The organism is Bosea sp. AS-1 (assembly GCF_002220095.1).
Classification (GTDB): Bacteria; Pseudomonadota; Alphaproteobacteria; order Rhizobiales; family Beijerinckiaceae; genus Allobosea.
In genome coordinates this window covers 3,911,640-3,932,501 of the sequence record NZ_CP022372.1, presented here as the reverse complement: position 1 = coordinate 3,932,501, position 20,862 = coordinate 3,911,640, and the positions used below count along the sequence as shown (strand labels likewise).

Genomic DNA, 20,862 nt, shown 5'->3' with positions numbered 1-20,862 from the left:
CGAACGCTCCAAGATGAGCCGCCTCAAGATCCTGGAAGCCTATCTGCAGGTCGCCTCGCTCGGCAGCGTCACGGCGGCAGCGAAGCATCTCGGTGTCTCGCAGCCTTCGGTGAGCCGCATGATTCAGGAGCTGGAGCGCGATCTCGGCCAGCCGCTGTTCGAGCGCGTCGGCCAGCGGTTGGTGCTGACGCCGAAGGGCATGGTGCTGCGCGACGATGTCGAACGTGCGCTGGCCGGCTTCGTCAATCTCTGGGAGCGCGCCCGCGAGGTCGTGGGCGAGGCCGAGCCGCCAATCCGCATCTCGGCGGTCTCCGCGTTGGCCTTCGGCTTGCTGACCGATGCCTGGAAGGCGGCAGGCGAGGGGGCGAACGCGCCGCGGCTCATGGTCGAGGTCGAGAATCCCGATCGCGTGCAGAACGCCGTGATGTCCGGCACGGCGCAGATCGGCGCGACCAGCGCGCCGCTGTTGCATCGCGACCTCGTCCTCGAATGGCTCGGGACCGCACCCTGTGTGCTCGCCGTGCCGGAGGACGACCCGCTGGCCCGCACGGAGGGGCCGGTCGAGCTCAAGGCGCTGTCGGGGCGCAATCTCGTCGGCATGTCGCTGCGCCGCGGCGTCCCGGCCCGCATCCGCGCAACGCTCGACGCCGCTGGGGTCGATGTTCGCGTCAAGGTCCGCACCACCTCGACCATGAACGCGCTGTCCTTCATCCGCGCCGGCGCCGGCATCGGCATCGTCGAGCCGCTGACGCTGACCGCCGAGGCTCTGCCGGGTATCCGCATCCTGCCGCTGGCCACGGCGATCCCCTATTGCTTCGGGGCGGTGACGGCGCGCGGCGTCCCGGTGCCGGACAAGGCCCGCGAACTGATCGCGGCCATGCAGGTCGTGGCGCAGCACAGGCTCGACGATTTCACCCTGATCCCCCCGGAGGAGCATCAATCGCTCCTCGCGTCGCTGACCAAACAGGAGGCGCGGCTGTGACCGCCGATCCGGATATCGAAGGGCTCGAGGCGCTGAACCGCCGCGTCGCCCGCGAACTCGAATTGTTGACGCTGCCGGCGGCGCCCTGGGTGCCGGAGCGCGCGGTTTCAGGCGAGACGCTGCTCGACGTCGCCATCATCGGCGCCGGCATGGCCGGGCTCGCGGCCGCGGCCGCGATGCGCAATATCGGCCTGAAGGTGGTGAACTACGACCGCCGGCCGCAGGGCTATGAGGGCCCCTGGGCGACGACGGCGCGAATGGAGACGTTGCGCTCGCCGAAAACCCTGACCGGTCCGGCGCTTGGCATCCCGTCGCTGACCTTCCGCGCCTGGTTCGAGGCGCAGTTCGGTTCGCAGACCTGGGACGAGCTCGACAAGATCCCGCGGCTGATGTGGATGGACTATCTGCGCTGGTTCCGCGCCGTGCTCGCTCTCGACGTCCGCAACCAGCACGATATCGCCGGAATCCATCTCGGCCCGGACTACGCGACGCTGGAGATCGAGGCCCCGGCGGGCCGTCAGCGCGTGCTGGCTCGCCATGTCGTGCTGGCGACCGGCCGCGACGGGCTCGGCGGGCCCTATGTGCCGCCAATCGCCGAGAGCCTGCCGCGCGAGCGCTGGGCGCATTCTTCCGACGAGAATGATTACGCGGCGCTGCGCGGCAAGCGCGTCGCCGTCATTGGTGCAGGCGCCTCGGCCATGGACAGCGCCGGGACGGCGCTGGAGGCGGGCGCGGCTCGCGTTGACCTGTTGATCCGCCGCCGCGACATCCCTCGCATCAACCGCGGCAAGGGCATGGGCCATCCGGGTTCGGTCGCGGGCTATCGTTATCTGCCCGACGACTGGAAATGGCGGATCAATGGCTACATCGCCCGCGAGCAGGTGCCGCCGCCGCGCGCCAGCGTGCTGCGCGTCTCGCGGCATCCCAATGCCTTTTTCCGGCAGGGAACCGCGCTGCTTTCCGCCCGGATGGAGGGTGACGAGATCGTGGTGGAGACCAGCGCCGGCACGATGCGCTTCGACTTCATCGTCTTCTCGACCGGCTTCAAGGTCGACTGGGACAATCGCCCCTTCCTCGCCGAGATCGCGGCGAACGCCCGCTTCTGGAGCGATCGCGGCATGCCGGACAATGCCGAGCCGAGCCTTGGCGCGATGCCCGATCTCGGCCCCGCCTTCGAGTTCCTGCCGAAGGTGCCGGACGCCAGCCCGGGTCTCGAGCGGGTGCACTGCTTCTGCTACCCGGCGATGATGTCCCACGGGACGGTCTCCGGCGATATCCCGGCGATCAGCGACGGCGCCGAGCGGTTGTCGCAGGCGATTGCCGGGCGCCTCTTCGTCGAAGACGTCGAGACGCATTTCGCACGCGGCCAGGCCTATGCGGAGCCGGAGATCTTCGGCGACGAATGGGTGCCCATCCTGCCCGAAGAGACGGCGGTTCCGGTCTGATGCTCGGTTGGCTGCTCCAGCGCGTCGCGCAGGCGCTCCTCGTCATCGTGGCGATGTCGCTCGTCGTGTTCCTGGGCATGCACGCCATCGGCAACCCGGCCGATATCCTCCTCGCGCCCGACGCGACGCAGGCCGACCGGGCCGAACTCATCGCCCAGCTCGGGCTCGACCGCCCGCTCTGGCAACAGTATCTGAACTTCGCCGGCAGTGCGCTGCGCGGCGATCTCGGCCGCAGCTTCGTCTACAATGTTCCAGCCGTGACGCTGATCCTGCAGCGCCTGCCCGCGACGCTGGAACTCGCCATCGCCGCCACGGTCTTCTCCGTGATCCTGGGCGTGCCGCTGGGGCTTTATGCCGGCCTCTACCCGGAACGGCGCCTGTCGAAGCTGATTACGACGGGCAGCATCCTCGGGTTCTCGCTGCCGACCTTCTGGGTCGGGCTGCTCCTGATCATGACCTTCAGCGTCTATTTCGGCTGGCTGCCGGCGAGCGGTCGCGGCGAAACGGTGCATTTTCTCGGCGCGGACTGGTCGTTCCTCACGTTGAACGGCTGGCGGCACATGCTGCTGCCGGCGATCAACCTGTCGCTGTTCAAGGTCTCGCTGGTGATCCGCCTGACGCGGGCGGGCGTGCGCGAGGTGCTGCCGCTCGACTATGTCCGCTTCGCGCGGGCCAAGGGCCTGCGCCGCGGCCGGATCGTGATGATGCATATCCTGCGCAACATCATGATCCCGCTGGTGACGGTGCTCGGGCTCGAGCTCGGCTCGACCATCGCCTTCGCGGTGGTGACGGAGAGCATCTTCGCCTGGCCGGGCTCGGGCAAGCTCATCCTCGACAGCATCAACGCGCTCGACCGGCCGGTGGTCATGGCCTACCTGCTCGTGGTGGTGACGCTCTTCGTCATCATCAACCTCGTCGTCGACATCCTCTATCGCATCCTCGACCCGCGCGTCCGCGAGGAGGCTTCGGCATGACGAGCGTTCCCGCCGCCTCCGCCCGCCGTCCGGCGGTCACTGCGCTGCGCCGCTTCCTGCGCGCGCCGACGGCCGTGATCGGCCTGGGCCTCATGACCCTGCTGGTCCTCGGTGCCGTCTTCGCCCCGCAGATCGCCCCGCAGAACCCCTTCGACCTCGCCGCCATCGACGTGCTCGATGCCAGGTTGCCGCCCGGCTCGGCCTCGATGGGGGGCGATCTCACCTATTGGCTTGGCACCGATGGCCAGGGTCGCGACCTGTTCTCCGCCATCCTCTACGGGCTGCGCACCAGCCTGACCGTCGGTGTCGGCTCGGCGGTGCTGGCGGGCGTGCTCGGGACTCTGCTCGGCCTGATCGCGGCCTGGAGCGGCGGCTTCCTCGATGCGCTGATCATGCGGCTCGTCGACCTGATCATGTCGCTGCCCTCGATCCTCGTCGCGCTCCTGATGCTGGCGCTGCTCGGCCGGGGCATCGGCAATGTCGTGCTGACGCTGGTGCTGCTGGAATGGGCCTATTACGCCCGTACGGCGCGCGGCCAGGCGCTGGTCGAGCGCAAGCGCGATTATTTTGAAGCCGCGCGGGGGCTCGGCCTGCCGACCTATCGCATTCTGCTGCGCCATGTCCTGCCCAACTGCCTGCCGCCGCTGCTCGTCATCGCCGCCCTGCAGGTCGCCCGCGCCATCACGCTGGAAGCGACGCTCTCCTTCCTTGGCCTCGGCGCGCCGGTGACGCAGCCATCGCTGGGCCTGCTGATCGCCAACGGCTTCCAGTTCATGCTGTCGGGCGAGTACTGGATCAGCTTCTTCCCCGGCCTGACGCTGCTCGCCGCCATCGTCGCGATCAACCTCGTCGGCGACCGTCTGCGCGAGGTGCTCGACCCGAGGGCGCTGACATGACCGCGCCGCTGCTCGAGCTCCGCAACCTGCGCACCCGCTTCCGCACCGACCGCGGCGACCTCGACGCCGTGCGCGATGTCTCCTTCACGCTGCGGGCGGGCGAGACGCTCGGCCTCGTCGGCGAGAGCGGCTCCGGCAAATCCGTGACCGGCTTCTCGATCATGGGGTTGATCGATCCGCCGGGGCGGATCGTCGGCGGCGAGATCCTGTTCCGCGGGCAGGATCTGACGAAGCTCGACGAGGAGAGCCTGCGCGAATTGCGCGGCAACCGCATCGCCATGGTCTTTCAGGATCCGATGATGACGCTGAACCCGGTGCTCCGGATCAGCACGCAGATGATCGAGACCATCCGCGCCCATGAGAGCGTCGACGAGAGGACCGCCCGCGACCGCGCGCGGGATGCGCTCGGGGCGATGGGCATCCCGAGCCCGGAGGCCCGGCTCGACGCCTATCCACATCAGCTGTCGGGCGGCATGCGCCAGCGCGTCGCAATCGCCATCGCCCTGATCAACAAGCCCGACCTGATCATCGCCGACGAGCCGACCACCGCTCTCGACGTCTCGATCCAGGCGCAGATCCTGGCCGAGGTGCAGCAACTGACTCGTGAAACCGGCACGGCGCTGCTCTGGATCACGCACGACCTCTCGGTGATCGCCGGCATCGCTGACGAGATCGCCGTGATGTATGCCGGCCGCATCGTCGAGCAGGGCAGCGTCGATGCGGTGCTCGACCGGCCGAGCCATCCCTATACGGCCGGGCTGATCGGCAGCCTTCCGGGCGCGAGCGCGCCGGGCTCGATGCTGGTCCAGATCCCGGGCACCACGCCGGATATGGTGGATCCGCCGCCGGGCTGCGCTTTCGGGCCGCGTTGCGCGCGCCGCGCCGAGGATTGCGTGCTGCAGCCGGGCTTCACCGCAGGCGCACACAGGCTGCGCTGCTTTCATCCCCTGTCCGGCCCCGCTTCATCGGCCGAGGTGGCGGCATGACGACCAAGCCGACCACCACCGCTCCGGCGCTGGAGACGCGCAGCCTGAGCCGCCGCTTCGGTCGTGCGGACGGGCTTGCGGTCAGGCTGCATCTCGCCAAGCGGCAGCCTGTCATCCACGCGCTCGACGGCATCGATCTCACCATCCCGACGGGTGAATTCGTCGGCCTCGTCGGCGAATCCGGCTCTGGCAAGTCGACGCTCGGGCGCATCGCTGCCGGGCTGCTTTCGCCCAGCAATGGGGAGGTTCGTGTCTTCGGGCGCGATCCACAGGGCGACCGCTCCGTCCATCGCGACGTGCAGCTCATCTTCCAGGATCCGCAGGCCAGCCTGAACCCGCGCATGCGCGTCGCCGAAGCGATCGGCGAGGCGCCGCTGGTCCATGGCATCGTCGGCCGCTCCGAGCTCGACGACTATGTCTGTGCGCAGATGCGCCGGGCAGGGCTCGATCCGGCCTATCGCCAGCGCTTCCCTCATCAGTTCTCCGGCGGCCAGCGCCAGCGCATCTCGATTGCCCGGGCGCTTGCGATGCAGCCACGTTTCCTGGTCTGCGACGAGTCGGTCGCCTCGCTCGATGTCTCGATCCAGGCGCAGATCCTGAACCTGTTCATGGAACTGCGCCGCGACCTCGACCTGACCTATCTCTTCATCAGCCATGATCTGCGGGTCGTGCAGCACATCGCCGACCGCGTCGTCATCATGTATCTGGGTCGCATCGTCGAGGACGCGCCGGCACGGGCTTTCTTCGCCAACCCCAACCATCCCTATACGCGCGGCCTCCTGGCGGAGATCCCGGACCTGAAGCAGCGGCGGCGGGTCTATGCACCGGTCAAGGGCGAGATCCCGAGCCCGGCCGCGCCACCGCCCGGCTGCCATTTTCACCCGCGTTGCCCGGCCGCCTTCGACCGCTGCCGCGTCGAGAAACCCGCCCTGCGCGAGATCGCGCCGGGCCATCGTTCCGCCTGCCACCTCAACGACGCGCCCGAAGGGGAACACCGCGCGCCAACTGGAGAGATCGGATGACGACAAAACTGAGCACGCTTGCCCTGTCCGCGGCGCTGATCGTCGCCGCAGGGACCGCCTCGGCGGAAGACCTGCGCATCGGCTTCGCCGATCCGGTCTCGGCCATCGACCCGCAACTCAACAACTACGCCGGCGACCATTCGGTGGCGCAGCACTTCTTCCCCGCCATCGTCGCGCAGAAGACCGTCGGCGGCATGGTCCCGGGCCTTGCCGAGTCGTGGAAGAACACCTCGCCGACGACCTGGGAGTTCAAGATCCGCGACAAGGCGGTCTGGACCGACGGCAAGCCGGTGACGGCAGACGACATCGCCTTTTCCTATGAGCGCGCCCAGAACGTGCCGGGCTCGGTCGCGAGCTTCAAGAGCTTCCTGCGCAGTGTCGCCAAGGTCGAGGTCAAGGATCCGCACACGCTGATCATCACCACCAAGGCGCCGGACCCGCTGCTGCCGATCAACATCTCGAGCATCTACATCGTCAGCAAGCATATCGGCCAGACGGCGACCACCGACGACTACAACAGCGGCAAGGCGATGGTCACGGACGGACCGTACGCCTTCGTCAGCTACACCCCCGGCGACCGCGTCGAGATGAAGCGGAACGACACCTACTGGGGCGAGAAGGCCGAGTGGGACAAGGTGAGCTATCGCTACATCGCCAACCCGGCCGCCCGCACCGCGGCGCTGCTCTCGGGCGATGTCGACATGATCGACAAGGTCTCGTTCTCCGACATCGAGAAGCTGGAGAAGAACCCCAAGGTCAAGGTCTGGTCCTATCCCGGCCTGCGCGCGCTCATCCTGCAGCCGAGCTTCAACCCGGCCCCGTCGAAATTCATCACCGACAAGGCCGGCAAGCCGCTCGACAAGAACCCGCTGCTCGACGTTCGCGTCCGTCAGGCGCTCAACATGGCGATCAACCGCGAGGCCATCGCCGATCGTGTCGCCCGCGGCGGCGTGACGGTCGCCACCCAGTGGATGCCGGCCGACACCTTCGGCTACAATCCTGACTACGCCAAGATCGCGGTCGATCCGAACAAGGCCAAGGCGCTGCTCGCGGAGGCCGGCTATCCCAACGGCTTCAAGCTGACGATGCATGTCCCGGGCGAGCGCTATCCGCTGGCGCCGGAGACCGCCCAGGCCGTCGCCCAGTTCTGGACCCGCATCGGTGTCGAGACGCAGGTCGAGGTCGTGCCCTTCTCGGTCTATGTGACCGGCGCGAACAAGAACGAATACGCGATGAGCGTCATCGGCTGGGGCAACGGCACCGGCGAAGGCACCTATGCGATGACCTCGATCCTGGCGACGGTCGATCCGGCCAAGGGGCTCGGCGCCTCGAACTGGGGCCGCTACAGCAACCCGAAGCTGGACGAGGCCCTCGCGAAGGCCGGCGCTGAGTTCGACGATCCCAAGCGCGAGGCGATCATCAAGGACGCCGTCAAGGTCGTGATGGACGATGTCGGGATCATCCCGCTCTACCATTACAAGAACATCTGGGCGAGCCGGCCGGACCTCAAGGTCGTGCCGTGGAACAGCGACCGCACCGTTGCCATGCAGGTCAGCAAGGCGAAGTGACGGGGCTGACCCGGACGTAACGGAGACGGAACCGCCATGCCCGCCAGCTTCACGATCAGCCCCGCGGTCGATCTGATCGACGTGCCGCGCCGGATCGCGCTGGCCGACTTGCCGGCGGGCGCGGAGGTGGCCATCGCTGCGGAGACCCCGCGCGATGGTCGGCTCTGGCGGGCGGAAGCGGTTTTCGTCGCCGCCTCCGACGGCTCGGTCGACCTGACGCGGGACGCCCCGATCCGTGGAGCCTATGAAGGCGTCGCCGCAATGGGCCTGATCTGGGCGCAGGAAGGCGAGGGCGAGCTCTTCCACGCCGACATGGCGCAGCCGCTGGAGACCACGCTCACCGCCTCCATCGGCGGCGAGACCGTGGCCTCCGGCGACTTGACCCAGATCCTGATGACCGACGGCGTCACCCGCCGGCCATTGGCCGAGGGCGGCCTCGTCGGCACGCTGTTCCTGCCGGCCGGCGAGGGCCCGCACCCGGCGATCATGATCCTCAACGGCTCCGGCGGCGGCATCAACGAGCCGCGCGCAGCGCTCTGGGCCTCGCGCGGCGTCGCGGCGCTGGCGCTCGGCTATTTCGGCGCGCCTGGCCTGCCGAAATACATCTCGAACACGCCGCTCGAATATTTCGCCCGCGGTCTCGACTGGCTGCGTGCGGCGGTGCGCCCGCGGAACGATTTCGTCGCCGTCGCCGGGCAGTCGCGTGGCGGCGAGCTCGCGCTCCTGCTTGGCGCGACCTTTCCCGAAAAGGTCTCGGCGGTGCTGGGCTATGTGCCGAGCGCCTTCACCCATGGCGGCCAGGCCGCCGCCGATCCCGCTCCAGGACTCGGCCGCGATGGCCCATGCTGGACGCTTGATGGCAAGCCGCTCGTCCATCAATGGCAGGACAACGCCACCGCGAGCTGGAAGCCCTATGACGAGGCGACCACCGTCAGGCGCAATGCCGACGCCATGCGCACGGCCCTGGGCGACCCTGTCGCCATGGCGCGCGCCCGCATCCCGGTCGAGCGGATCGCCGGGCCCGTCCTGCTCATCTCGGGCGGCGACGATGGCGCCTGGCCCTCGGACCTCTATTCGCTGATCGTGCAGTCGAGCCTGCTCGCTGCCGGTCATCCGCATGAGGTCGCCTGGGAGAACTGGCCGGCTGCCGGCCACTCCATCCTTTTCCCCTATACGCCTGCGACCCGCATTGCCCATCGCCATCCGGTCAGCGGCATCGCGACGACGATGGGTGGCACGCCGGCTGCGAATGCAGAGGCCAATGCCGGCGCCTGGGCGGCCGCCCTCGCTTTCATTCAACGCCATAGCGGGCGCCGCGCTTCTTGTCGTCGTACCGTCTCTGACGATCGACTGCCTTCGTGAGCATGATCGGATACGGCACGCCGCGCATCCACCGTAGAGCGATGCCGGAAACGAGGCCCGCGAAGCCCCCGTCACCGCGATTCACCTCGCGGTGAATCCTGGTGAAGATCCGGCCGTGCCTATCGGAGGCTCCCTTTCCGAGCGGGCTGATGGGTATCAGCCTCAGCGTCTTCTCCTCCGCTACCTTCTCTAGCATGTTGTCGTAGAGCCGGCGCAGCCCGAACGGATCAACTGTCCAGTTGGTCGCCAGCAGCGTCGCCGGAAGACGGATCTTCTAGTGTGCCGCGAAGCTCGCCTCGGTCAGGCGGTTGCGCAGCCCTTCGTCGAGGCTGCCAAGGGTGCGGTCGACATACCCGCGGACCTCGTTCCCTGCGGCCTTGGAGATCAGAAGCCCGGCAGCTGCCCTCACTCGCCCAGCGTCCTCGTCGTGCGGCGACTCGGTCGGCATCGCACCTCCCAAGGCCCCGAGCAGGCGGTCCGGAACCTCGGACGCTGGCCGCAGAAACGCTGACTGGACCTGGTAACCGACGAAGTCGTCGAGCGGCTTGTCCGGCCAGTCCTCGTAGTCGACGAGGAACACCTTGCCCACGATGTCCGCGGACATGCGTCCGGCGCGTCCGGTGAAGTTCCACAGCGCGGCAGGAGCTAGCGGCTTCCTCGTGCCCCTCGTGGCGTATCGATGAAGACGTTTCGTGCCGGGAGGTTGATGCCCTCGAACAGCGTCGTCGTGCAGACGAGGAATTTCACGTGTCCCTCTCGAAAGGCGCTCTCAAGGGTCTCGCGAAGAAACGTCGGCATCTTGCCGTAGTGGAACGCTGCGCCCTTCCGTATCATCGCGGCGAGCATGTAGTGTGTATGGATGTGCTTCTTGATGCCGCAAGCGTCTTTGTTGGATGGTTTGGTGCTTGATCTTTTCGCGTTCGGTGAGGATGACCTGGCCGCGGCCGAAGTAGACATCGGCAGGAATGAGATTATCGATGCTATTGTGATAGCGACCGTGATAATAGTGCTCGACGAAGGCTGCGACCTGCCGTTCGAGATAACCTGGCAGATAGTCGTTTTCCAGCGGGATGCGGTTCTTGAGGGTCTGGTGCCGGCGCTCGACCTTGCCGAGCGTCTGGCGATCGTCGAGCGATGGTCGCGTGCGCATCGTGGCGGATCCCCGCACAGAGCGTGCCCATGACGAACCAGAAGTACCAGTTGAACGCCAGGTAGAAATGCATGTTGTCCGAATAGGATTCGAGCATATACGCGACCAGTAGACAGCTGATGATCAGGATGCCCGGTGGATCACGTCGCCATCCTCGCGCCAGGCACCAGGCCACGCAGCCGAACAGCCAGAGGAGCGCGAGCAGGCCGAGCAGACCCAGTTCGAAGCTCATCTGCAGATAGAGATTGTGACCGTCGATGCCCGGCGGGCTGACGATCGGGAAGAAGCGCGGGACCGAGGGTCTCAGCGTTTCGAGACCATGGCCCAGCAGCGGCTGCTCCAGTACATGCGGAAGCACGGATTCCCACAAGGCCTGCCGCCAATTAAAGGAGTTCAGCGGCGTTTCGGCGTTCAGCTGCGAGAAGATGTCGATCTCCGGTGAGGCGGTGACGTCCGTCAGACGGTCCATCAGGTTCGGATTGGCGATGAATAGCACCGGCAGCAGCAGCAGGCCGGCGAGGAACCGGCGGTCGATCCGGACCGCATAGACCAGGAGCATCAGCGCGCAGGCACCCCAGGCGCTGCGCGTCTTGGTCAGCAGCAGCAGGACCACGAGCAGCGGGATGTAGAGTGTCACCAGCATGCGGATGCGGGGCGATGCGCGCACGATCCCCGAGGCCCGGACATAGAGCGCGAGCCCGAGCAGCAGCACGAGATAGAAGGCATAGATGTTCGGATGCGTGAAGGTGGATTCCAAGCGGAAATCGTGCAGATCGGACAATCCTTGCGCGAGATCCACGAAGGCGTAGAGCGTAGGCGGAATCGAGGAGGCGAATACCACCTCGATGAAGCAGAGGACGTCGCGCGAGGAACGCAGAATGAAGAATGGGATGGCGAAGAAGGCCCAGTAGGTCAGCAGGACGGAGGCCAGCCGCACCGCGGCGTTGAAATCCGGCGCCTGGAACGCCGAGCTGAAGGCAATCAGCAGGAACGGCCCCCAGATCGCGATGACGGGAAACGGCGCCTTCAGCGGCGCCTGCAGAAGCAGGATCCCGGCGACCGCGATCGCGAGCACATTGAACAGGGCCCCCACCCCCATCGAGGCTCCGCCCGAATCGCCTCCCAGCAGATTGAAGATCGGATCGGACGAGGCGCGGATCAGCAGGATGGCGAAGACGAGACCTCGTAGGAGCCGCCAGACTGCCTCGGCATTGGCCTCCCGCACGGAGCGGGTCCGCCAGACGCGATCCGCCTTCGGCGCAAGCTGGTCGCCGGGCGTGACGGCGAAGGGGTCGGGAGCCGTCTTCATGCCTCCTGCTCCAAGGTTCCGTTCCAGGTCTCGGCGCGATGCCATTCCGTTTTGTTCGCGGCGCGGATCGGTTCGAGTCAAAGTTCTGTCTCCCAGCGCCAGGACGCGGGGACCGCAGCTGCGGGGCGAGCCTGGCCGATGCAGTTCGTCACGCGCGGTGCAACCAGCGCGGTCGCCTCGCGCGGCAGCTCGCGCCATCGGCCATGGCGGAAGGCGAGGGCGGCGAAGATAGAAGCGGCCTTTTGTTCAAGCTCCGTGATCTCCCGCCGGATGAAGGTATGCGAGACGGCGGGATATTCGGACACGAAGTAACAGTCTCGCATCGGAGCGTTCCCTTCCGCTCAATAGGCGTTGCTGTACGCCTGCTTCGAGATGACGGTCCTGACCAGGATTTTCAGGTCAAAGAAGAATGACCAGTTGTCCACGTAGCAGAGATCGTGCGCGACCCGCTTCTGCATCTTCTCGAAGGTATCGGCCTCGCCCCTGAGCCCGTTCAGCAATTGCGGCAGCTCGTCGATATTGGTCCGCCTGAGCACCCGCCCGACGCGGGTCACGCGGGGGTCGTTAAGCACGGCCTGGCGAAAGTCGTCGCGCGCATCCTCCATGCAGATCATGCTGCGGAATTTCAGAACCTGGATCTGCTCGTTGTTGAAGCCGAGCCGCATCTGCTTGAAGAGGACCGGGCCGCGTGAATCGAGCTTGAGCAGGGCGGTGACGGCGACAGGCAGCGGCCACAGAATGGTTAGCAGCGCAGCCGAGCTGACGATGTCGAAGGTGCGTTTCAGGAAGCGGTCGCGCAGTGAGCAGGGGCCGCAGAAGAGTTCGAGGACTCGCAGATGGCCATAGCTACCGATGCGGCTGCGCCGCATCGGTTCGGCCAGCTCGATCGGCAGCAGCTGGATCCGGACGGGTAGCTCCGACAGCGCCGCCACTGTGTGGGAGACGACCTCCATATTGTCCGAGCCGAACAGGATGAGCACGGCGTCGATCGGCAACGCCCGGCATTCGCGTCGAATCTCACAAAGTGGTACCTCCAAGGGGGCATTTTCGTTGACAACAGAGGGGAAGTCGTACCAGCGCAGGACGTGCTCGTGCCGGGCAGCCACGCGCGCCCGCACATGCCCGATCCCGCGGGCGCCGGGCATGACCAGTACGGCCATGTTTTCGCGACGCCAGTGGCCATGATTGCGGGCGCGGTTGGCGACCTGTCTGAGCGCGGCTCTCACGGCGATCTGGCCGAGCAGTGTCGCCAGCAGCTGCGCCAGGAACGTGCCGCGCGAATAGCCGCCGAGGCTGTTGGTCGAGTAGCCGGCCGTCAGGAGCGTGATGAAGGACAGGGCGAGCGCCGCGCCGCCGCGTGAGCGGCTGTGCTCGTTCCATTCCGGACCGAGCAGATCGTACTGGTTGTCGGCGATGCAGAGGGCGACATACAGCGCGCCGACCCCGATCGAGGCCAGAACATAATCGCTTCGAAAAAAGACCACGCCGTAGGCGGCCGCCGAATATACGAGGAATGCAGCATAGGTGCAGGCGACGATCGTGATCATCTCGATGGAGACCACTGCCACGGTCCAGAACATCTGGGATCCGTGAGCTGCGGCAGCGGCCGAAAGATGTCGTGTGCGGGATGCGATCGAATTCGTTGACATTGGCTCGAGACAGTTTCGGAATCCGCACAAGCTCAACGTCTGTAGGTATCGCAGGTTCTGCGTATTCGCAGGAGTTGCGTTTCTTTTCTTATATGCGCGACGCGCGAACCGATATCGGCGCGTAAAAGGCGCAACGAGTTGCGCTTTTAACGCGCCGATCTCCGGCCTGCGCCCTCACATTTCAGTTTTGCGGCAGAACACAAAATCTCGGACAGTCCCGACGTAGAACCCCCGACGGCATGCAGCTTCTCTGCGAAAGCGGGGTCGGTGGAGAGCTTGAACTGCCGCCAACGATGCGAGGCGGGGCCGTGGGCTTTCCGCATCTTCTGAATCGTGGAGATTGCCAGCCCCGCGACTTTGGCTATGGCGCGCGCCGTCCGATGTGTCGCCTCATGGGGCGGCGGCTTCAGCGTCATCGTAACGACAGTCGCGATCTTATCTTAGGCCACGGGCAGCCTTCCGGGCGGCCTGGTCTTGTCCCGCAACGTCGACGCCTTCTTCCATGAAGCGCGCCGGCCAGCGCCAGACGTGCTTCTGTGCTGTGTTCCCGTCGGCGACCAAGGCTTCGAGCCGTCGGTCAGCCTCGCCGAGCGTGATGAAGATCCCAGTACGCATCGTGCAGGGGCGCATATGCCCGTGCTCCGGGGAAACCCCGCGTTGACTCTTCTGTTTCGGTCAATCCGCTAGATTGATGGATTGCTCGCTGTTTTCAATCGAACGTGCTTGGACCAAGCTTGTGCCTTTCTCTCAACAAGCCACCAGAAGCCGGTTGAGCCAACCACGCTTGCGATGGCGATACCTATCAGGATGCCGATATCTGCGATGACACCCGTTCCCAAAAATTTGTGGCCAACAAACCCCGCCGCGCCCGTGATCGGATTGTGAAGCAGGTATAGGCTGTACGAAATCGTGCCCAAGAATTGTAGCCATTTCCAATTTAGGGATGTATAAATTGCCCCTGTATGTAAAAAGAAGAAAAGAAGCAAGGCAGTAATGGTGCTATAAATCCAGAATTCGATACCTTCATCGCCGAAAGCAAGCATAAGGCCGGCGAGCGTAAGCAAAGCGATCGATCGCGTTTTCGCTTCCACAGCTCGATAGGCAAGGGCGCCGATGAAAAAAGCCGGCCAAAGATTCACAAAAAGTCCTGGCATCATTCTGTCACGAGGGACAAAAAGAGCGGTAATCGCGACGCCGTACATGATCCACCATGCGGCCTCTTTCGCCCATGCTTTTTCTCCGCAAAGAAGACTGGCCACCGTGATTAGGCCTACAAAAAATAAATAAAATTGCACTTCATAGGCTAGAGTCCAGTAAACAGTATTGATCTGAGGATAATTCAGAAACGCCTGGAGATAGAAGAGGTGCGAAGAAATAGCCCCAAAAGAAGGCCAGGTAATTCTTTCATGCTTTACAATGGAGGATAACAAACCCATGGCGAGAACAAAAACGATGGAGGCCCAGTATGGCGGGTCCAATCTCATAATGCGCTTTAATGCAAACCGTCCGAAATTTCGGACAGATGGACTCAAGTCGCGAACGCTATGGGCAATCACGAAGCCGCTCAGGGCAAAAAATATGGAAACCCCGTTATGGCCTTGATCGAAAACCGTGATTTTGAACCAAGAAGGCAGCGAAGCATAAAGGGTCGGTAGATGGCCGCCTTCCCTTGCGTGAAAGAGCACAACCCACATCGCAGCGAAGCCCCGTAGGGCTTGAACGACGGTGAAATTTCGGCGCTCAATTGCTTCAGTTGCTTTTGGGGGCACGTGTCCTCCAGCTTAATATTCTATTTATAGTATTGATGATCGATTGCGCCGGATTATATCTTTTATTTGTAAAACTGAAAAGTGAAAAATTTCTCATTTTATTTTGTATCGCCTATCTGAACTGGATCAAATCCTGGATGATTTGGTCATGTCGCGATGTGCCTTTGGTCACCTGCTGGCTCGGGTGAGACTCAATCATAGCACCACGCAGCGTGCGTCCTGGAATGCCTTCCCGAGATCCCTCGCTGGACCTTATGGGAGGCACCTCAAGGTGGACAGTTCGAAGGGCCCTGATTTCTGGGCGAGCATCTGGCTGCTTTCGGTGGGCTGAGGCCGTGCTTGTTGGTTCGTTAACCGCCGTTGAAACAGACCATCGGAACCGGAATCCAACCATAGCCCGATACATCAGATGAATATGGAACCCGGGCGTAATCGCTTTGCACGCCTGGCGCGTTGAAGTCGATCGCGCTCGAAACTCGGCTTTTCATGTTGCTTCCTTGAGTGAGAGAGCAAGGCCCGATCAGCGCTCGTAGAGACGCTGCATGCGGACCTCGAGACGGCGCACCAGCCAGGCAATGGTGAGAGCCAGAGTGAGGAAGAGAGCGCCCAGTTGGGCGCTCCGTCGCCGGATTGCATCGCTTGGCAAAGGCGCTGCTGTCCTGCAAAAAAGCCGCTAGTTGGCGCAAGGAGAAGAGTTGCCGCAGCCTGGATCAACAATATCACGATGATGTAATCTACAAAGAAAGCTGCGGCTCGGCTTAGGGTCCCTGCTCTCGCCCATGTTGGGTGATCAGTCGCCGAAGGAATACATCGTTATTTGCCTCTCATAAGTATTTAAAATTATCATAAGCTTATGATCATTTTGCTCTATTTATGAGAACGAAGTTCGGCTGAATTCAACCATATATTCTTGTGGTTGAGCATCTCCGCTAGAGACTGTGCGCATTCCTTGATGGGTGCCATGCCCTTCTCGGCACTCGCGCGACGGGCGTCCCCATATACACCTGTTGAAGCGAGACGCTTATAGGAGCGATGGCGCGTTGTCCTTCTGAGGATCGGTGCGTATTCACGCTCGGGTTCTTGTCCGCCGTAAGCTTCCTGCAATCGCGAGTTCTTAACGAGCTCGGGGGTAAGTGCCAGCATCATTGATGTCTCGAATTCGATTGCATGCTTTCCCGCAGCTCGATCGAGCATCGAGATCACCGATTTGCCGGTCGCGGCGTAATACATGGCGACCCGGATTCGAAGTTTCGTTTCTCGGGCGAAGTCCGGAAGTAAGGCCTGCAAGGCAGGGCGATTGCCGCCATGTCCATTGACAATGACGACGCGACGAAAGCCGTTACGCTCCAAACTCTTGAGCAGACATAGCAGGAGCGCGCGATAGATTGGCACGTCGAAGGTAAAAGTGCCGCCAAAGTCCATATGATGCTCGGCCATGCCGCACCATACGGTGGGTGCTACAACAACCTGGTTTCCTATCACCCGCTCTGTAGCTGCCCGGCAAATTCGCTCGCAAAGAAGCGTGTCGACACTGACGGGCAGATGGGGCCATGTTGTTCGATCGAGGTCACGGGCAAGATCACGACGGCATCAGCCTCGGCCTTTGATCGAAGTTCCTCAGCCGTCAGGTCGCCCCAGAAAACCGACGCCGTATTCGAATGCCTGTCACCGTTCCCTGAATGTTTTGCCAATCTGGTCTGTCAATGGCTTTATAAGATATTGGAATGGCGTGCGATCTGCAGTTTGAACAAAAACATCAGCAAGCATTCCAGCCGTGACGCGGTGAAGTGCCAAGCGTCCGAATTCGTTGGAAGCCACAGTGACACGGATCGTATAGTATGTGGAACCGGTTTGCTGATCTCGCGCCGTATCCGCTGAAATTCGGCTGACCGTCCCGTTTAGCTCTGGTGTCGAACGTTGGTTGAAAGCGTGCAGCTTGATGTGCGCTTGCTGACCCAAGACGATTGGGTCGATATCACGCGGCTAAGCCGAGGCAGGTTGGTTCAAGCTGATAGACGGTTGCGGCCCGTGAAAGGTCGGCGCCGATAAACCATGGTTGCAATTGCCGACAAACTACCTGCTCCAGTCGACAAACTTGGCGTATCGCACACGGTCGCTTTCATAAACTTCGGCAAACTTCGGCTTTCCCCACACTGACACCCGGCAGGCTGCACGCCTCTTGACGGCTGCTTCATTGCGTGTCTAAACTTAACTCAATGGTTAAGTTTCAGGATGCGCAGCTCGACCGCACCTTCTCCGCTCTGGCGGACCCGACACGCCGGGCCCTGCTGGCGCGGCTGGAGCAGGAGGACGGGCTTTCCGTCAGCGAGCTGGCGAAGCCTTTTCCGGTCTCGCTGCCGGCGGTGATGAAGCACCTCGACGTCCTCGCGGAGGCCGGGCTGCTGACACGAACGAAGGCAGGACGCACCGTGTCCTGCCACCTCAATGCCGGGCCGATGGAGGAAGCGATGGGTTGGCTCGCACGCTATCAGCGCTTCTGGACACAGCGGCTCGATGCGCTTGCGGCGCTGCTCGATGCGCGTCGCCAGGGCCGCGAGTGACGAGAGGCGGGGGAGGGACGCGACGATGCATCAGCCGGTGACGCCGAGCCTGACGATGAAGCGCCGGCTGAACGCCAGCCCGGCCGAGGTCTATCAGGCCTGGACCGATCCCGAATTGCTGGTCCGCTGGTTCGGGCCGGAAAATGTGGTGGCACAGGAAGCCGAGCTCGATCCCCGTGTCGACGGCGCCTATCGCGTCGTGATGCTGGAGGACAATGGCGAGCGCCATGAGGTGTCCGGGCGTTATCTCGAAGTGGTGGAGAACGAGCGGCTCGTCTTCAGCTGGTCCTGGGTGACGACGCCCGAGCGGGTTTCTCGGGTGACGGTGACCCTGAAGCCGGATGGTGACGGTACGATCCTGACCCTGCTGCACGAGAAGCTGTTCGACGATGCCGCCGTCCGCGGCCACACCCATGGCTGGACCGGCACCATGGAGAAGCTCGAGGCCTATTTCGCCTGAGGCGAAGCGAGGCGCAGCCTGTCTGGCAGCGCCGGGATGAGCTGCCGGCATGGGCCGGCGGAAGCACAGGAGAGGAGACGATGGAACACAGGATCGTATCCCGTGAGGAGTGGCTTGCTGCCCGCAAGACCCACCTCGCCGACGAGAAGGAGCTTACCCGCCGGCGCGACGCGCTCTCGGCCGAGCGACGCGCGCTACCCTGGGTCAGGATCGAGAAGGACTATGTTTTCGAGGGTTGGGACGGCGCCTTGTCGCTGGCCGATCTGTTCGCCGGCCGGAGCCAGCTGATCGTCTATCACTTCATGTTCGGACCCGACGCCAGGGAAGGCTGCCCGAGCTGCTCCTTCCTCGCCGACCATTTCGACGGCGCCAACCTGCATCTGAAGCATCATGACGTCAGCCTGGTCGTGGTCTCGCGGGCGCCCTATGCCGAGTTCCAGACCTTCCGGCACCGCATGGGCTGGGATTTCCCCTGGGTGTCCTCCGCCGGCAGCGACTTCAACTACGATTTCCACGTCTCGCCCAGCCCGGCGGAGAAGGCGGCCGGCCGCTACGAATACAATTACGAGATGCATGACGGCGAAGGCGGTGAGATGCCCGGCTTCAGCGTCTTCTACCGCAACGATGCCGGCGAGATATTCCATACCTATTCGACCTATGCCCGCGGCGGCGACCTGCTGATCGGAGCGCACAACTTCCTCGACATGACTCCGAAGGGGCGCAACGAGGGCAGGATCATGGATTGGGTCCGGCACCATGACCGCTACGAGGATGAGCTGAAGGGGGCCGCGAGCTTCCAGCCGTTGCTGGCCACCAGCTCTTGCTGCGGCTGAAGCGGGTCATTGTCACGCAATGGCCGAAGAGATGGGTTGATATCAACTTGATAGGCGTCGGCATGTGCCGCGCCGCCAGAACGGGAGACGATTCAGATGGCTTATGTCGAGGGTTTCGTGGTCGCGGTCCCCGCCGCGAACAAGGAGGTCTACCGCAAGCATGCGAGCGAGGCCCTGCCGATCTTCAAGGAGTTCGGCGTCACCCGCATGGTCGAGACCTGGGGTGACGAGGTGCCGGACGGCAAGGTCACGGACTTCAAGGGTGCGGTGAAGGCGAAGCCCGACGAGGTCGTGGTCTTCTCCTGGTTCGAATATCCGGACCGCAAGACGCGCGACGCGGCCAATGCGAAGATGATGAGCGATCCGCGCATGAAGACGATGGGCGAATCCATGCCCTTCGACGGCAAGCGCATGGTCCATGCCGGCTTCGCGCCGCTGCTGGACGCCTGATCGCCCGGGGCGAACTCCCGGCCACACATGGCGGGGCTGCCCGGCAGCCCTTGCCCCGGCTGGCGAAATCGCGGAGAGGGTAGGGGCTGGCCCACCGGAACCCTTTCCATGCTCGCAGGCATTCCTATCGGCGACCTCGCCTTCCTCGCCGTGTCTCTCGTGCTGGCGGGGGCCGTGACAGGCCTGCTCGCCGGTGTCTTCGGCGTCGGCGGCGGCGCGGTCATCGTGCCGGTGCTTTACGAGGTCTTCCGCGTCATCGGCGTGCCGGAAGAGGTCAGGATGCCGCTCAGCGTCGGCACCTCGCTCGCCGTCATCATCCCGACCTCGATCCGCTCCTTCAACGCCCACCGCGCCAAGGGGCTGGTCGATCTTTCGATCCTCAAGGTCTGGGCCGTGCCGGTCGTGCTCGGCGTCATGGTCGGCAGCTATATCGCCCGCTACGCGCCCGCCGATCTCTTCAAGATCGTCTTCGTCGTGGTGGCGACGATTTCGGCCATCCGCCTGCTCTTCGCCGCCGATCGCTGGAAATTCGGCGAGGACATGCCGGGCAAGCCGCTGATGGTGGCCTATGGCGGAGTCATCGGCGTGCTCTCGGCCCTGATGGGTATCGGCGGCGGTCAGCTTTCCAGCCTGTTCATGACGTTCTACGGCCGGCCGATCCACCAGGCCGTCGCGACGTCCTCGGGGCTTGGTGTGCTGATCTCGATCCCGGGAGCGCTCGGTTTCATCTATGCCGGCTGGCCGAAGATGGACATCCTGCCGCCGCTCTCCCTCGGCTACGTCTCGCTGATCGGCATGATCCTGTTCATTCCGACCTCGATCTGGACGGCGCCGATCGGTGCGAGCCTGGCGCACAAGCTGTCGAAGCGGCGCCTCGAAGTGGCTTTCGGCCTCTTCCTGCTCTTCGTCGCCGCCCGCTTCGTCTGGTCTCTGCTGCACTGAAGGCTGCGGAACCCGGGCGATGAACGAGGTCGCGATCCGCCTGTTGCAGCCGGCCGATCACGCTGCGCTCGCCGCGTTGATGGTCGAGATGCAGGGACATTACGCCGTGCCGTGCCCGTCGGTCGCCGAAATCCGGGCCGGGCTCGCCTCTCTTCCCGTCGGCGTGGAGATCCTCCTCGCGGTGGAGGACGAGGCCGTTCTGGGCTTCGCCTCGGCCTGCAATCTCTACCCGGGACCGGGACTGAAGACAGGCTTCTTCCTGAAGGAGATCTACGTCGCCGGTGCCGCGCGCGGCAAAGGGCTCGGCCGGGCGCTGATGACCGCGCTGGCGAGACTGGCGGTGGAGCGCGGCCACAAGCGCCTCGACTGGACGGCTGACGCCGACGATCCGGCTCTGCTGCGCTTCTACGAAAGCCTCGGCGCGGCCGCCCAGACGAAGAAGGTGTTCTATCGGCTTGCCGGCGAAGCGCTCCAAGCTGCTGCCGAGGCCAAATAGGGCCGAGG

Annotated in this window: 21 protein-coding genes and 2 pseudogenes; 14 read left to right on the top strand and 9 right to left on the bottom strand. The window is 64.1% G+C overall.

Annotated elements, in window-relative coordinates:
* Positions 1–13 precede the first annotated feature (13 nt).
* The 8 genes from CE453_RS20510 to CE453_RS20475 are packed head-to-tail and all read left to right on the top strand — an operon-like array spanning position 14 to position 9,235.
* Entirely contained in the window at positions 14–982 is a 969-nt protein-coding gene (locus tag CE453_RS20510) for a LysR family transcriptional regulator (RefSeq protein WP_089176259.1), read from the top strand.
* Complete coding sequence (locus CE453_RS20505; protein ID WP_089176258.1) at positions 979–2,427, top strand: flavin-containing monooxygenase; 1,449 nt, start codon at positions 979–981, stop codon at positions 2,425–2,427. Before CE453_RS20510 ends, CE453_RS20505 begins: the two co-directional genes overlap by 4 nt.
* The gene (locus tag CE453_RS20500; protein ID WP_089176257.1) at positions 2,427–3,401 is read left to right on the top strand and encodes an ABC transporter permease; all 975 of its coding nucleotides are present in this window, start codon (positions 2,427–2,429) and stop codon (positions 3,399–3,401) included. The genes CE453_RS20505 and CE453_RS20500 overlap by 1 nt, the downstream gene beginning before the upstream one ends.
* Positions 3,398–4,297 (top strand): ABC transporter permease, encoded by a 900-nt coding sequence (locus CE453_RS20495; protein ID WP_089176256.1) that lies wholly within the window; start codon positions 3,398–3,400, stop codon positions 4,295–4,297. Before CE453_RS20500 ends, CE453_RS20495 begins: the two co-directional genes overlap by 4 nt.
* Positions 4,294–5,283: an ABC transporter ATP-binding protein gene (locus CE453_RS20490; protein WP_089176255.1), complete on the top strand. Its 990-nt coding sequence runs from the start codon at positions 4,294–4,296 to the stop codon at positions 5,281–5,283. Before CE453_RS20495 ends, CE453_RS20490 begins: the two co-directional genes overlap by 4 nt.
* Entirely contained in the window at positions 5,280–6,305 is a 1,026-nt protein-coding gene (locus tag CE453_RS20485) for an ABC transporter ATP-binding protein (protein WP_089176254.1), read from the top strand. The genes CE453_RS20490 and CE453_RS20485 overlap by 4 nt, the downstream gene beginning before the upstream one ends.
* Complete coding sequence (locus CE453_RS20480; RefSeq protein WP_089176253.1) at positions 6,302–7,873, top strand: ABC transporter substrate-binding protein; 1,572 nt, start codon at positions 6,302–6,304, stop codon at positions 7,871–7,873. The genes CE453_RS20485 and CE453_RS20480 overlap by 4 nt, the downstream gene beginning before the upstream one ends.
* 36 nt (positions 7,874–7,909) lie before the next feature.
* Complete coding sequence (locus CE453_RS20475) at positions 7,910–9,235, top strand: acyl-CoA thioesterase/bile acid-CoA:amino acid N-acyltransferase family protein (protein WP_089176252.1); 1,326 nt, start codon at positions 7,910–7,912, stop codon at positions 9,233–9,235.
* A gap of 274 nt (positions 9,236–9,509) precedes the next feature.
* Here CE453_RS20475 and CE453_RS20470 read toward each other — a convergent pair whose 3' ends face one another.
* The 9 genes and pseudogenes from CE453_RS20470 to CE453_RS20430 all read right to left on the bottom strand — a co-directional run bounded on the left by CE453_RS20470 (position 9,510) and on the right by CE453_RS20430 (position 17,086).
* Positions 9,510–9,839, bottom strand: coding sequence for a hypothetical protein (locus CE453_RS20470; protein WP_089176251.1), 330 nt, complete (start codon positions 9,837–9,839; stop codon positions 9,510–9,512).
* A 41-nt stretch (positions 9,840–9,880) separates the two neighbouring features.
* Entirely contained in the window at positions 9,881–10,069 is a 189-nt protein-coding gene (locus CE453_RS29640) for a helicase-related protein (RefSeq protein WP_472840958.1), read from the bottom strand.
* A 34-nt stretch (positions 10,070–10,103) separates the two neighbouring features.
* Positions 10,104–10,355: pseudogene (locus CE453_RS20460) on the bottom strand (IS3 family transposase); the annotation flags it as partial.
* 232 nt (positions 10,356–10,587) lie between these two features.
* Positions 10,588–11,028, bottom strand: a pseudogene (locus CE453_RS29315) (O-antigen ligase family protein); the annotation flags it as partial.
* A 743-nt stretch (positions 11,029–11,771) separates the two neighbouring features.
* Positions 11,772–11,999: a hypothetical protein gene (locus CE453_RS28975; protein ID WP_198302167.1), complete on the bottom strand. Its 228-nt coding sequence runs from the start codon at positions 11,997–11,999 to the stop codon at positions 11,772–11,774.
* A 36-nt stretch (positions 12,000–12,035) separates the two neighbouring features.
* Complete coding sequence (locus CE453_RS20450) at positions 12,036–13,274, bottom strand: sugar transferase (RefSeq protein ID WP_198302166.1); 1,239 nt, start codon at positions 13,272–13,274, stop codon at positions 12,036–12,038.
* Positions 13,275–14,026: 752 nt separating this feature from the next.
* The gene (locus CE453_RS20440; protein WP_157733130.1) at positions 14,027–15,112 is read right to left on the bottom strand and encodes an acyltransferase family protein; all 1,086 of its coding nucleotides are present in this window, start codon (positions 15,110–15,112) and stop codon (positions 14,027–14,029) included.
* 867 nt (positions 15,113–15,979) lie between these two features.
* Entirely contained in the window at positions 15,980–16,654 is a 675-nt protein-coding gene (locus CE453_RS20435; RefSeq protein WP_089176245.1) for a creatininase family protein, read from the bottom strand.
* Between the two features lie 123 nt (positions 16,655–16,777).
* On the bottom strand, positions 16,778–17,086 hold the full coding sequence (locus tag CE453_RS20430) for a beta-barrel domain-containing protein (protein ID WP_089176244.1): 309 nt from the start codon (positions 17,084–17,086) through the stop codon (positions 16,778–16,780).
* A gap of 242 nt (positions 17,087–17,328) precedes the next feature.
* Between CE453_RS20430 and CE453_RS20425 the strand changes: the two genes are divergently transcribed.
* The 6 genes from CE453_RS20425 to CE453_RS20400 all read left to right on the top strand — a co-directional run bounded on the left by CE453_RS20425 (position 17,329) and on the right by CE453_RS20400 (position 20,854).
* A complete protein-coding gene (locus CE453_RS20425; RefSeq protein WP_089176243.1) occupies positions 17,329–17,673 on the top strand; it encodes an ArsR/SmtB family transcription factor in 345 nt (114 codons plus the stop codon).
* A gap of 25 nt (positions 17,674–17,698) precedes the next feature.
* Entirely contained in the window at positions 17,699–18,133 is a 435-nt protein-coding gene (locus CE453_RS20420; RefSeq protein ID WP_089176242.1) for an SRPBCC family protein, read from the top strand.
* A gap of 80 nt (positions 18,134–18,213) precedes the next feature.
* The gene (locus CE453_RS20415; protein WP_089176241.1) at positions 18,214–18,966 is read left to right on the top strand and encodes a DUF899 domain-containing protein; all 753 of its coding nucleotides are present in this window, start codon (positions 18,214–18,216) and stop codon (positions 18,964–18,966) included.
* 96 nt (positions 18,967–19,062) lie between these two features.
* A complete protein-coding gene (locus tag CE453_RS20410; protein ID WP_089176240.1) occupies positions 19,063–19,416 on the top strand; it encodes a DUF1428 domain-containing protein in 354 nt (117 codons plus the stop codon).
* 108 nt (positions 19,417–19,524) lie between these two features.
* The gene (locus tag CE453_RS20405; RefSeq protein WP_089176239.1) at positions 19,525–20,358 is read left to right on the top strand and encodes a sulfite exporter TauE/SafE family protein; all 834 of its coding nucleotides are present in this window, start codon (positions 19,525–19,527) and stop codon (positions 20,356–20,358) included.
* 19 nt (positions 20,359–20,377) lie between these two features.
* Positions 20,378–20,854 (top strand): GNAT family N-acetyltransferase, encoded by a 477-nt coding sequence (locus CE453_RS20400; protein ID WP_089176238.1) that lies wholly within the window; start codon positions 20,378–20,380, stop codon positions 20,852–20,854.
* The last annotated feature ends 8 nt before the right edge of the window (positions 20,855–20,862 follow it).